This window comes from Streptosporangium canum, from assembly GCF_900113865.1.
In the GTDB taxonomy this organism is placed as follows: Bacteria; Actinomycetota; Actinomycetes; order Streptosporangiales; family Streptosporangiaceae; genus Streptosporangium; species Streptosporangium canum.
Genome location: NZ_FOQY01000012.1, coordinates 247,347 through 259,717 on the forward strand (window position 1 = coordinate 247,347; position 12,371 = coordinate 259,717).

9 protein-coding genes and 1 pseudogene are annotated in these 12,371 nt (G+C 73.1%); 8 read left to right on the forward strand and 2 right to left on the reverse strand.

All coding sequences use genetic code 11. The features are described from left to right. Nucleotides 1-25: 25 nt before the first annotated feature. Genes BM085_RS20040 through BM085_RS20070 form a run of 7 tightly spaced genes read left to right on the forward strand, consistent with a single transcriptional unit; the run spans nt 26 to nt 10,265 of the window. Nucleotides 26-1,150 carry a condensation domain-containing protein gene (locus tag BM085_RS20040; protein WP_093888464.1) on the forward strand — a complete coding sequence of 375 codons (1,125 nt, stop codon included), beginning with the start codon at nt 26-28 and terminating at the stop codon, nt 1,148-1,150. Then, entirely contained in the window at nt 1,147-1,437 is a 291-nt protein-coding gene (locus tag BM085_RS44515) for a phosphopantetheine-binding protein (protein ID WP_063767726.1), read from the forward strand. The genes BM085_RS20040 and BM085_RS44515 overlap by 4 nt, the downstream gene beginning before the upstream one ends. Continuing rightward, on the forward strand, nt 1,434-5,741 hold the full coding sequence (locus tag BM085_RS20050) for a non-ribosomal peptide synthetase (protein WP_093888466.1): 4,308 nt from the start codon (nt 1,434-1,436) through the stop codon (nt 5,739-5,741). Before BM085_RS44515 ends, BM085_RS20050 begins: the two co-directional genes overlap by 4 nt. After that, nucleotides 5,734-7,212, forward strand: coding sequence for an MFS transporter (locus BM085_RS20055; protein WP_245789453.1), 1,479 nt, complete (start codon nt 5,734-5,736; stop codon nt 7,210-7,212). The genes BM085_RS20050 and BM085_RS20055 overlap by 8 nt, the downstream gene beginning before the upstream one ends. Next, entirely contained in the window at nt 7,190-8,272 is a 1,083-nt protein-coding gene (locus tag BM085_RS20060) for a methyltransferase (RefSeq protein ID WP_093888468.1), read from the forward strand. The genes BM085_RS20055 and BM085_RS20060 overlap by 23 nt, the downstream gene beginning before the upstream one ends. Continuing rightward, a complete protein-coding gene (locus BM085_RS20065; protein WP_093888469.1) occupies nt 8,269-9,591 on the forward strand; it encodes an FAD-dependent oxidoreductase in 1,323 nt (440 codons plus the stop codon). The genes BM085_RS20060 and BM085_RS20065 overlap by 4 nt, the downstream gene beginning before the upstream one ends. Then, complete coding sequence (locus tag BM085_RS20070; protein WP_093888470.1) at nt 9,585-10,265, forward strand: DUF6875 domain-containing protein; 681 nt, start codon at nt 9,585-9,587, stop codon at nt 10,263-10,265. The genes BM085_RS20065 and BM085_RS20070 overlap by 7 nt, the downstream gene beginning before the upstream one ends. A gap of 194 nt (nt 10,266-10,459) precedes the next feature. On the opposite strand, the gene BM085_RS46010 is transcribed toward BM085_RS20070, so the two are convergent. Continuing rightward, nucleotides 10,460-10,753 (reverse strand): helix-turn-helix domain-containing protein, encoded by a 294-nt coding sequence (locus BM085_RS46010; protein ID WP_245789456.1) that lies wholly within the window; start codon nt 10,751-10,753, stop codon nt 10,460-10,462. A 922-nt stretch (nt 10,754-11,675) separates the two neighbouring features. Here BM085_RS46010 and BM085_RS20080 point away from each other — a divergent pair. Next, entirely contained in the window at nt 11,676-11,954 is a 279-nt protein-coding gene (locus BM085_RS20080) for a hypothetical protein (protein ID WP_093888472.1), read from the forward strand. 101 nt (nt 11,955-12,055) lie between these two features. On the opposite strand, the pseudogene BM085_RS20085 reads toward BM085_RS20080, so the two are convergent. Beyond that, nucleotides 12,056-12,371: pseudogene (locus BM085_RS20085) on the reverse strand (glycoside hydrolase family 3 protein); the annotation flags it as partial.

Sequence of the window (12,371 nt, forward strand, 5' to 3'; positions counted from 1 at the left end):
GTCACCCACGAGGGAGACGGACAGGATGTCGCACGCCTCTTTCGACCTGCGGGGCATCCCGCTGGTGCTCCACCTGAACGGTCCCCTGGACGTCCCCGCGCTGCTCGGCGCGTGCGCCGCCGTCGCCGCGCGGCACCCGGTGCTCGGCCGGGTCCGGGTCAGGAGGGTCGATTCGTCGTCCCGGCGCTACCCGGAGGTCGCCGCCGCCGAGGTCACCCGCCCGTTCGACCTGGACCGGGGCCCGCTCGCCCGGTTCACGCTGGTCGCGCTGGGACCGGACCGGCACCGCCTGATCTTCACCGCGCACGGCCGGGTGTTCGACGGCGACTCCAAGGACGTCCTGCTCCGCGATCTGGCCGACGCCTACTTCTCGCGCGCCGCACTGCCCGTACTGGCGCCGCCGTACGGCGAGCGCCCCCAGGTCGACGGCGCCGCGGCCTTCTGGAAGGAGCGCGACCGCGCACCCGCCGAGCTCCTCCTGCCCGGCCTGCGCGCGGACCCCGGCGGCACCGGCCCCGGCGAGATCGTCGAGATGGTGCTCGGCGGAGCGGAGTTCGACGGGGTCGCCGCCGCGGCCACGGCGCTGGAGGCGACCAGGTTCGAACTGCTCGTGGCCGTGCTGGGCGCGCTGCTCCGCCGCCACGGCACCACCGGGTCCCCCCTCGCCCTCGACCTCGGCACCCGCACCGGCGAGACACGGCACCACATCGGGAACTTCGTGGCGGAGGTGCCGTTCGTCCCGCATCCGGAGCTCGACGAGGACCTACCCGCCTACCTGCGCACGGTCCAGGCCGAGCTCCGCGAGCTGTACCGGTTCCGGCACGCGCCGCCGAGGACGACCTCCCGCCCGGTGCTCCTCAGCTACCGCAGACGGGCGTCCGCGCCGGGCTTCCCCGGCATCGGGGCCGGAGTGGAGTGGACGGTCTTCAACGGCGCCTCCCGCCGCGCACTGCACATCCAGGCCGTGGACGGCGACCTGAGCCTGACCCTGGGCCTGCGCTTCAACCCCACCGCGATCGACCACGACGACGTGGCCCGCCTCGCGGGATACCTGCGGGCCCTGCTGCGCGTCGTCGCCGCCGAGCCGCATGTGAAGATCGCCGACCTTCCGGAACCGCCCCACCCCGAACCCGACGAGGAGCTTCAGTGACCGACCTGTTCTCTCCGGCCCCGGACGCCGCGCTCGAACGCCCGGAGCAGGAGGACCCCGTGATCACACAGGTGCGCGAGATCTGGCAGGAGATCCTCCGTATCGACGACATCGGCCTGGAGGAGGACCTCTACGACCTCGGCGGGCACTCGCTGACCATCACCCAGATCATCGCCAGGACCCGGCGCAGGCTCGGCGTGGAGGTCTCCCTCGACGTCTTCTTCGACAATCCCACCATCGCCGGCCTGGCCGAGGAGGTCACGCGGCTGCGAGGAGAGCTCGCGTGAGCGCGCTCTCCTACGCCCAGGAGCGCCTGTGGTTCCTGGACCGGCTCACCCCCGGGGACGGGACCTACAACATGGTCGTCTGCGAGCGGCTCATCGGGCCGCTCGACCCCGGCGCGCTGGCCCGGGCGTTGAGCGAGGTCGTGGCCAGGCACGAGGCGCTGCGGACCGTCTTCCCCCAGGTCGGCGGCGCCCCGGTCGCGCTGGTCCTGGACCCCGCCCCGGTGGAGATCGAACGGCTCGACCTGACCGGCGGGCCGCTCGCCGGGCAGTCGCCGGCGGAGCTGCTGGCCGAGCGGAGCAACCGGCCGTTCGACCTGGCCGAGGGGCCGCTGCTCCGGGCGAGCCTGCTGCGCACCGGCCCCGGCGAGCACGTTTTCCTGCTGGTCGTGCACCACATCGCCGGCGACGCGTGGTCGATCGAGCAGGTGATGTTCGCCGAGCTGGCCACGTTGTACGCGGCCTTCACCACCGGGCTGCCGTCGCCGCTCGCGCCCCCGGCGCGGCAGTACCGCGACCACGTCCGTCTGCAGCGCGAGCGCTCCGCCGACGTCGCCGGCCTGCTCCGGGAGCTCGACGACGTGCCGGCGCTGGAACTGCCCACCGACCGGCCGCGCCCCGCCGTACAGACCACCAACGGGGACCTGGTCGTCCACCGCGTCCCGCTGGAGCTGTGGCAGCGGGTCACCGGGCTGGCCAGGGCCGAGCGCTGCACGCCGTTCATGACCCTGCTGGCCGCCTACCAGGTGCTGCTCTCCCGCTACAGCGGGCAGGAGGACTTCTGCGTCGGGACTCCCGTCGCGGGCCGCGACCACGAGGAGTTCGAGCAGGTCTTCGGCATCTTCATCAACACCCTGGCCCTCCGCGCCGACCTGGCGGGCGACCCGACCTTCCGCGAGACGCTCAAGCGGGTGCGGCGGCGCGCCTTCACCATGTACGGCCACGCCGCGGTGCCGTTCGAGCGGGTGGTGGGCGAGCTGCGGCTCGACCGGGACCCGGCGAGGACCCCGCTGTTCCAGACGATGCTCATGCTGGGCAACCCCGACAGCGGGGCGCTCGCCCTCGACGGCCTCCGCACCGAGCCGGTGCTGTCGGGGCTGGCCGGAGCCAAGTTCGACCTCGCCCTGGACGTGATCGTCTACTCCACCCACGTCCAGCTCATGTTCTCCTACAACACCGACCTGTTCGACCGCTCCACGGTGGAGCGGATGGGCGCCCACTACGAGACCCTGCTCCACTCGGTCGTCTCGGAGCCGGGCCGCCGCCTGTCGGAGCTGGAGATCCTGCCCGCGGCCGAGCGCGCCGCGGTCCTCGGCGACCCTCCCGAGGATCTCGCCTGGGATCCCGGGGCGCTCCTGCTCGACCAGCTGATCGCCCGGCAGGCCGCCCGGACGCCGGAGGCCCCCGCCGTCGTCGTCCCCGGCACGGCCGGCGGCCGCGGCGCCTCCTCCGGCACGGTGCTCACCTACGGCGAGCTCGACCGGGCCTCCACCGCCGTCGCCGGACGCCTGCGCCTCCTGCTGGCCCAGGCGGCGCCGGCCGGGGAGTCCGCGGACCGGGGCGCGCGGGTCGCGCTGGGCCTGACCGCCGGCCCCGAGGCCGTCGTGGCGCTGCTGGGAATCCTGAAGGCGGGCGCCGCCTACGTGCCGCTGGATCCGGCGCAGCCCGCCGAGCGGCTGGCCTACCTGCTGGCGGACTCCGGGGCGGCCGCGGTGATCGCCGAGGAGGCCGGATTCGCCGGGTTCACCGGGCCGATCGTGACACGCGCCGACCTCGCCTTCTGGACGACGGACAGGACGGCGGCCCCGAAGGCGGCCGCCCGGCATCCCGACCAGGCCGCCTACGTGATCTACACCTCCGGCTCCACCGGGCGGCCCAAGGGGGTGGTGGTCGGCCACCGCACCCTCTCCCATCTGGCCAGGTCCTTCCGGGATCTGCACGGCTTCGGGCCGGGGGAGCGCGTCCTGATGGTCCCGCCGCTCAGCTTCGACGCCTCGGCGGGCGACGTCTTCCCCGCGCTGATCAGCGGCGCCGCGCTGGTGCTGCACCCCGACCCCGCCTCGCTCACCGGCCCCGCGCTCGCCGGCCTGTGCGCCGAGCACGCGATCACCATGGTCGACACCGCCTCCGCGCTGTGGCAGCAGTGGGTCGAGCAGCTGGACGCGGCGGGCGGCGCCGGGGACGTCCCGCTCACCGCGATGATGGTCGGCGGCGAGAGCGTCCCGCTGGAGCGCCTCAGGGTCTGGGCCGGGCTGACCGGCGGCCGGGTCGCGTTCTACAACCACTACGGCCCCACCGAGGCGACCGTCTGCGCCACCGCCTACCGCACCGTCGACGGGACGGAACTCGGCGCGGCCACGCACCTGCCGATCGGGACCGCGCTGCCGCACACCCGCGTCTACGTGCTCGACCGGCACGGCAACCCGGCGCCGATCGGGGTGCCCGGCGAGGTGCACGTCGCCGGCGAGTGCCTGGCCCACGGCTACCTCGGCCGTCCGGGCCTGACGGCCGAACGCTTCCTGCCCGACCCGTTCTCACCCCGCCCGGGAGCCAGGATGTACGCTACGGGTGACCTGGCCAGGTTCCGCCCCGACCGGAACCTGGAGTTCCTGGGCCGGACCGACCGGCAGGTGAAGATCCACGGCAACCGGATCGAGCCGGGCGAGGTCGAGGCTGCCTGCCTGGCCCATCCCGGCGTCCGCGAGGCCGTGGTCACCGCCGGCTCCCGGCGGCTGGTCGCCTACCTGGTGGGCGAGCCGCTCACCGTCGCGGCGCTGCGCGCCTTCCTCGCCGACCGGCTCCCCGGCTACATGATCCCCGGCGCCGTCGTCATGCTCGCCGCCCTGCCGCTCACCTCCCACGGGAAGATCGACTTCCGGGCCCTGCCGGAGCCGGACGGGGCCGGCGACGCCGTGCCGTACGAGCCGCCGAGGGAGGGCACCGAGCAGGCGCTCGCGGCGATCTGGGCCGAGGTGCTCAAGGCGGATCCGGGACGCGGGGACAACTTCTTCGACCTGGGCGGCCACTCGCTGCTGGCGCCGCAGATCGTCTCCAGGATCGCCGCCGAGCTGGGGGTCGCGGTCCCGATGACCGCGATCTTCGCCACGGCCGACCTGGCCGAGCTGGCCGCCGTCGTGGACGGCCGGCCGGCCGAGGCCGTGGACCTGCGCGCCGAGGCGGTGCTGCCCGGCGACGTCGCGTTCACCGGCGCGCCGGTCCCGGACGGGCCGCCGCGCCGGGTGCTGCTCACCGGAGCCACCGGCTTCCTCGGCGCCTACCTCCTCGCCGCGCTGCTGCGCACCACCGAGGCCGAGATCCACTGCCTGGTCAGGGGGGACGCACCGGAGGGGCGGTTGCGCGGCGGCCTTGAGCGGTACGGCCTCTGGGACGACCGGTTCGCCGGCCGGATCATCCCGGAGGCCGGTGACCTGGACCTTCCGGGGCTGGGCCTGCCCGCCCCGCGCGCCGCCGAACTGGCCGACTCGGTCGACCTCATCGTGCACAACGGCGCCCTGGTCAACTTCGCCCTGCCCTACCGGCGGCTGCGGGCGGCCAACGTGGACGGCGTCCTGGAGATCCTGCGCCTGGCGGCGTGCGGCCGGATCACCACCCCGGTCCACCTGGTCTCGACGCTCGGCGTCCACCTGACCCCCGGCGAGCGCACGGTCAGGGAGACCGACCCGCTGCCCGATCCCGGCCCGCTGCACCTGGGCTACGACCAGAGCAAGTGGGTGGCCGACCGGCTGGCCGGCGCGGCCAGGCGGACCGGCCTGCCGATCGCGATCCACCGGCCCGCCCGGGTCTCCGCCGACAGCCGCACCGGCCGTTCCGTGGCCGGCGACTTCCTCGGCAGGCTCTTCGCGACCTGCGCGCGCCTCGGCGCGGTACCCGACGGGGAACGGCTCGACATGGCGCCGGTCGACCACGTCGCGGCGGCGATCGCGCACCTGGCCCGGAGCCGGGCCGGCGGGGACTTCCACTACTACAACCCGCGCGTCCTGAGCTCGGCCGAGCTGGCCGACGGGCTGCGCGAGCGCGGCTTCCCGGTGCGGCTGGTGCCCGGCGGCGAATGGCGGCGGCTGGTCCGCGACCGGCTGGCGGTCGGCGACGACCTGCCGATCGTCCTCTACCCGGGCTTCGTCGCCGACCACGAGGGGCCCGGCGGGCCGACCTTCGACTGCTCGGCCACCGAGGAGGCGCTCGCCGGGGCCGGGCTGGTCTGTCCGCCCGCCGACGGCGTCCTGCTGGGCCGGTATCTGGACCACTACGTCAGCGCCGGGGTCCTGGCGGGTGGTCGCCGTGCATGACGGGATCCGCAGGTTCGTAGTGATCTGGGCGGCACAGCTCCTGTCGATCATCGGATCGAGCCTGACCGGCTTCGTGCTGGGCGTCTGGGTCTACCAGAGGAACGGCTCGGCCACCGAGTTCGTGCTGATCATGCTCTGCGCGGTGCTCCCCGAGGTGCTGCTGTCGCCGCTGGCCGGGGCGGTGGCCGACCGGTGGGACCGCAGGCGGCTGCTGATGGCGGCCGACGCCGGGGCCGCGGCCGTGACCGGCGTCCTCGCGGTGCTGCTCGCCACCGGCGCACTGCAGGTCTGGCACGTCTACGTGGTCACGGTGGCCGGCTCGGTCTTCGGCACCTTCCACATGGCCGCCTACCACTCGATGATGCCGCTGATCATGCCGCAGCGCCACCTCGGCCGGGCCAACGGCCTCATGCAGGTGGCCGACTCGGTGAAGATCGCGGCCCCGCTGCTGGCGGGGACACTGCTGGTGACGGTCGGGATCACCGGCGTGGTCGTGGTCGACCTGGCGACGTTCCTGGTCACCCGGGTGGTCATGTTCGCCGTACGGCTGCCGCCCGAGGTCACCCGGCCGGGCGGCGTCGCCACCGCGCCCGAGCCGCTCCGCCGGGACCTGCTCTTCGGCTGGCGGCACCTGCGGGCCCGGCCCGGCCTGTTCCAGCTCGTCGTGGTGCTGGCGGCCTACAACCTGTTCTTCGGGATGTCCGGGGTGCTGGTCCAGCCGCTGATCCTGTCGTTCGGGTCGGCCGCGGTGCTGGGCGCGCTGATGTTCGCGGGCGGCGCCGGCGTCTTCGCCGGAGGACTCGTGCTGAGCGCCTGGGGCGGGCCCCGGCACCGGGTGCGCGGCGTCGCGGTGTTCACGGCCCTCGGCGGGGTGCTGCTGGCGCTGCACAGCGTCGCCCCGTCACCGTGGCTGATCGCGGTGGTGGCGCCGGCGTTCCTGTTCACGCTCCCGTTCGTGCAGGGCACCGGGATGACCGTGCTGCAGCTCAAGACGGATCCCGCCGCGCTGGGCCGTGTCCTGAGCACCGTCCGCACGGTCACCCAGGCCGCCACCGTGCTCACCTACCTGGCCGCCGGGCCCCTCGCCGACCACGTCCTCGAGCCGATGATGGCCCCCGACGGAGCCCTCGCCGACACCCTCGGCGGCGTGATCGGCACCGGTCCGGGCCGGGGTCTGGCCGCCGTCTTCCTCCTCACCGGGCTGGGCCTGCTGCTGCTCGCCCCGCTCGCCTACCTCTGGCCCCGCCTCCGCAACGTGGAGTCCGAACTCCCCGACGCCGAGGACGTCCACCCGCCGGAGCCGGTCCCCGCCGAGACCACTCCCGCCCGCTCACCGCCGGACGACGACGCCACCCGCCCGCCGGGGCGGGACGGAGACGCGAGTCCGGAGGCCGGAACCGAGCATCCCGACGTCGCGCAAGGCGTCCAAGTCGCGCAAGGAGACAGCGATGCCGCTCTATCTCGACCCTGAACAACTCCGTGAACAGGCGCCCGGGCCCCACCTCGACCTGATCGGGACGATGGCGTTCCGGGCGGCCGGGGCCGCACAACGGCTGGGAGTCTTCGACGCGCTCCTCGACGGGCCGCTGCCCGTGACCGAGCTGGCGACCCGGACGGGCACGGACGAGGGCACCCTCCCCGTGCTGCTGGACGCGCTGGTCTCCTTCGGCTACCTCGACCGGACGCCCGGTCAGGTCTACGCCAACAGCCCGATGACGGCGGGCTCGCTGGACCGGCGGAGCCCGTGGAGCTACGCCCCGGCGCTGGCCTTCTGGCAGGACCTGCTGGGCGAGCTCTGGGACGGCCTGGAGGAGTCGGTCCGCACCGGCCGGCCCGCCGCCGACTTCTACGGCTGGCTGGAGAGCCGGCCGCGGACGCTGCGCGAGTTCCAGACCATGCTGGACGGGATGGCCACCGGGCTCGCCCCGCTCGTCGCCGCGACCGTGCCCGACCCGGGGCGGCGGCTGCTCGACGTCGGCGGCGGCCACGCCCGCTACAGCATCGCCCTCTGCGAGGCCCACCCCCGGCTCACCGCGACGATCGTGGACCTGCCGAAGGCCCTGGAGGGCGGCCGGGCCAGGATCGAGCAGGCCGGTCTGGCCGGACGCGTCAGCGCGGTCCCGGGCGACGTGACCGAGGCGGACCTCGGCTCCGGGCACGACACGGCGCTGCTGTTCAATCTCTGCCACGGTTTCGCCGGGCCGGACAACCGTGCGCTGCTCAAGAGGGTCGCCGCCGCGCTGCGCCCCGGGGGCACGGTGCTGGTGCTGGAGTCGTTCGCGGACCTGCCGGAGGGCACGCCCCCGGCGGCCGAGGCCTTCACCCGCGCCTTCAGCCTCAACCTCGCCGTCACCCAGGGCGGCCGGATCTACGCCTTCGACGAGATCGCCGGCTGGCTGGCCGAGGCCGGATTCGGCCGGATCGAGCGGCGAGCGCTCGACGGCCCCAGCGAACTGCTCATCGCCCGGCTCCCCGGCGGCGCACCGCGCGCCGTGCTGCCGGTGGCCTGGACCAGGGAGGAGAACCGATGACGCGCCGGATCCTCATCGTCGGAGCGGGGCCGGCGGGCACGCTGCTGGCGTGCTACCTCGCCAGGCGCGGCTTCCAGGTCGACGTCTACGAGCGCCGGCCCGACCCCCGGCTGCTCGACGAGGAGGAGAGCAGGTCGATCAACCTCGGCCTGTCCGCCCGGGGGATCAAGGCGCTCGACGACATCGGCCTGATGGACACGTTGTGGCCGCTGACCGTGCCGATGCGCGGCCGGGCCATCCACCTGCCCGGCGGCGGGGCGCCGTTCCAGCCCTACGGCGCGCACGAGGGCGAGATCCTCCACTCGGTCCTGCGCCGCGACCTGATCACCACGCTGATCGACCACGCCGAGGCCCAGCCCGGGGTGAGCTTCCACTTCCGGCACCGGCTGGTCGACCTCGACCGCGAGGCGGCGGCCGTCCATCTGGCCGAGGAGGGCACCGGCGCCGCGCTCACCGTCCGGGGAGACGCGGTGATCGGCGCGGACGGCGCGTTCTCCCAGGTCCGAGCCCGAATGCAGCACGGCCTCAGGGCGGACCACCACCAGGAGTTCCTGGAGTGGGGATACAAGGAGTTGACCATCCCCGCCGCCGACGACGGGTCGGCCAGGACCAGGCTGGAGGCGCTGCACGTCTGGCCCGGCGCGGACGCCCTCATCGTCGCCCATCCCAACCGGGACAACTCCCTGACCGGCACGCTCTTCCTGCCGGTCGAGCGGTTCGAGGAGATCACCGACCCGGAGGAGTTCTTCCGGACGCGGTTCCCCGACGCGATCGGGCTCATGCCCCACCTGGCCAAGGAGTACGCCGAGCACCCCGTCGGGCATCTGGTGTCGATCCGCACCTCGCCCTGGCACTACCGGGACAGGGTCGCCCTCATCGGCGACGCCTGCCACGCGGTCTACCCCTTCTACGGCCAGGGCATGAACGCGTCACTGGAGGACTGCACGGTCCTCGACCGCTGCCTGGGCGCCCACCCCGACGACCTGGGCCGGGCCTTCGCCGAATACCAGCGCCTGCGCAAACCGCACACCGACGTGCTCGACGAGCTGTCCAAGCAGAACTTCGTGGAGCTGCGCGACCGGCTCCGCTCCCCGTTCCACCTCGCACGCAAGAAGGCGGACCTGCTGCTCGCCCGGCTCCTGCCCGGCCGCTGGGTCCCGCTCTACACGATGATCTCGCACACCACCACCCCGTACGCGGACGCGCTCACCCGGGCCCGGCGGCAGGACACCGTCCTGCGCTGGGCCGGTGTGGCGATGGGCGCCGTCGCGCTGGCAGCCGTACGGCGAAGCACCCGGAAGGGCGGACCACGATGCTGACCGATCCCGCGGACCCCTCCCGCGTCCTCATCGAGACCGCCGACCTGGACGGCGACCATGACCTGGTCAGGCGGTACGGCGTGCCGCTCAAGGAGATCGTCGTCTGGGCGCGGGAGTATCTGTGCCGCCCGCACGCCGACCTCGGCAGGAAGGGGCCGGTCTGCCCCTACGCCCAGACCTCGCTGGAGCGGGGCACCTTCTATCTCGGCGTCCGGCCCGGAACGCCGGACGGCGCCGAGGCGGTCGAGGCGCTCGACGGCTACCGGGACTGGTTCCTCCGGCTGGTGTCGCCACCCGGGGTGTCCGCGCAGTACCGGACCATCCTGGTGCTCTTCCCCGACCTGCCCGAGGCGGCGGCGGCCGAGGTGATCGACGCCGCCCAGGACGCGCTCAAGTCGCGCTACGTCTCCGAGGGGCTGATGATCGGCGAGTTCTACCCCGGCCCGCCGCCCAAGGCCGGGCTCTGGAACCCCGGCTTCCGGCCGCTGGGCAGCCCGGTCCCGCTGCTGGCGATCCGGCACATGGTCGCGACCGACTTCCCCTTCCTGCGTGACGACCCCGGCCAGTTCGCCGCCTACCTGGAGCGCTTCGGCCACCGTCCGCCGGCCGCGCTCAGGGAGGAGGTCCAGGCGGTGGCCCGGCACTACGGCCTGACGACCGAGCCCGCGACCTGACCATCCAACGGTATGGCCCTCTCAAATGCGGGTCCTGTACCGGTATATGTGATGTCCTGCCTGCCTTGAGCTGGGCGGGCTTGGTGGCTTCGTCGGTCGTGAGGTGGTCGGGGTCGCTGGTGATCCAGCGGATTGCTTCACCGACGGTCGGTGGCGGCGCGGGCAGGTCGGCGACTTGCCGGTAGGGGCGGCCCTCAGGCCGTGCGGCGGATCGCGTTGTCGGACTGGTGGCGGTCGCGGCTCTGCTGAAGTTCGATGTTGATGCGCAGGGCTTCGGCGAGCTGGTCTTCGAGGATGATGATGCGGCAGGCGGCCTCCAGGGCGGTGCCCTGGTCGAGGAGTTCGCGGGCGCGGGCGGCCAGGCGCAGCTGGTAGCGCGAGTAGCGGCGGTGACCGCCTTCGGAGCGCTGCGGCTCGATCAGCTTGGCGGCGCCCAGGTTGCGCAGGAACGCCTGGGTGACGCCGAGCATCTCGGCGGCCCGGCCCATGCTGTAGGCGGGGTAGTCCTCGTCGTCGAACCGGTGACCGGGGATGTCGCCCGGTGTGGCGGGGAGCCCACCGGCCCTGCCCGCGGTGTCGGCCCCAGGGGCCGGTTCAGCCTTATCGGCGCTGGCGCGGAGCCTGGGCTGCGCGCGGACGGCCGACGCCATCGGTGCTTGATCCATATAACCTTCCCGAAATGCCGACAGGGCCCCGGCGCCATGATGCGCCGGGGCCCGCGAGGTTCAACACCATCTACCGGCCCGGAGGCCGATCTGTCTCTTCCGCACTGGCCGCCCGATGGGGGCGGGGATGCGGGGATCGCGTATGCGTGACCGTAGACCACCTTCCAATCCGTGGGACTGCGGTACCCGTGCGGCGAACTTCCGCCGGCAACGGGCGATCCTGATGGCGTTCAACACTCCCTTCGCTCTTGGTTGGCGTTACTTCTTCGACCTCATGCATCACTACGTACTGCAGCTGCGTGTCCACGGCCGGAACCCTTCACCTACCGCTGGTCCCGGCACGTCCGACGTTGCCTTCTGTTCACTGCTACTGCTGTGGCAGCGCGTCCACGGCCGGGACCCTTCAACCGCCCGGTCCTGGCACGTCCGACCTTCTGCCCGTTCATTTCTTACCGCAGCTGCTTTGTCCACGGCCGGGACCCTTCACCTACCGCTGGTCCTGGCACGTCCGACCTTCTGCCCCTCTTCACTGCATCGTCTTTGTTGTCCAGCTATCCACGCTCGTCCGGGCAGTTCGTCGTGATGCCTACGTCCTGCTCTGCCCTCGTGGATCCGTTCCTTGCGATGCCAGAAACTCTACCCACACCCGCCACGAATGTCTACTTCAGCAACTACAGATTTTCGGTGCCGGGGAATCAAAGGCTGAGTCTTCACGCCGTCGGGAGCGCCCAGGAAGCCATTTTCAATGGCCGCACACAACTCCCGCCTACCGGTGCCGACGCTCCCCGAAAGCACCTACCGCCAGGTCCCTTCTCCGTCCGGGCCGGCCACCAAGGCCGGCCTCGTGCGTCCCGGCCACCAGATCGCCGTGCTGGTGGTCATCATCGTGGTCGTCGTCTTTCAGCTGGCCGGCCAGGCCGGTGACGCCTTCGCTGGAGGAGTGAATCGGCTCAAGCACAATCGGTCCGGGCACTGGGGACTCAGGGTGCCGGTTCCGAATGATCAGCCGCTGGCGTATCCATGAACGCGAAGCCGCCTTCAGCGGGATCCCCGCGCGGATCATGCAACAGTACGGCCCGCACCCGGGGGCCTCCGGGGTGCGGACCGTACCGGCATGGGGCCAGGTCAGACGCCGAGCAGTTCGGCGGCGGCCTGGGCGTTGGCGCGGGCGGCGCCGTAGGTGGCGAGGTAGGTGACGCCCTCGGGACGCCAGATCGGCAGGCCCATCTCGACCACCGTGGCGTCGGGGCGGGCGGCCAGCAGCGCCGACACCACCGACTTGCTGGCCTCGTAGCGGTGGGCGTCCTTGACCACGACGACCAGGGAACGGCCGATGGCACGCTCCAGGATGCCGGGGACGTCCGCCGTCTCGGGCTTGACCCGGACCACCTCCGCCTGCGGCAGCAGGGGGGAGAAGCCCCACGGCACGTCGCCGACCGCG

Bases quoted from the DNA above. Each gene is read 5' to 3' on its own strand.
- BM085_RS46010 (WP_245789456.1), bottom strand. From the start codon at position 10,753: ATGGGCCGGGCCGCCGAGATGCTCGGCGTCACCCAGGCGTTCCTGCGC.
- BM085_RS20060 (WP_093888468.1), top strand. From the start codon at position 7,190: ATGCCGCTCTATCTCGACCCTGAACAACTCCGTGAACAGGCGCCCGGG.
- BM085_RS20070 (WP_093888470.1), top strand. From the start codon at position 9,585: ATGCTGACCGATCCCGCGGACCCCTCCCGCGTCCTCATCGAGACCGCC.
- BM085_RS20040 (WP_093888464.1), top strand. From the start codon at position 26: ATGTCGCACGCCTCTTTCGACCTGCGGGGCATCCCGCTGGTGCTCCAC.
- BM085_RS20080 (WP_093888472.1), top strand. From the start codon at position 11,676: ATGGCCGCACACAACTCCCGCCTACCGGTGCCGACGCTCCCCGAAAGC.
- BM085_RS20065 (WP_093888469.1), top strand. From the start codon at position 8,269: ATGACGCGCCGGATCCTCATCGTCGGAGCGGGGCCGGCGGGCACGCTG.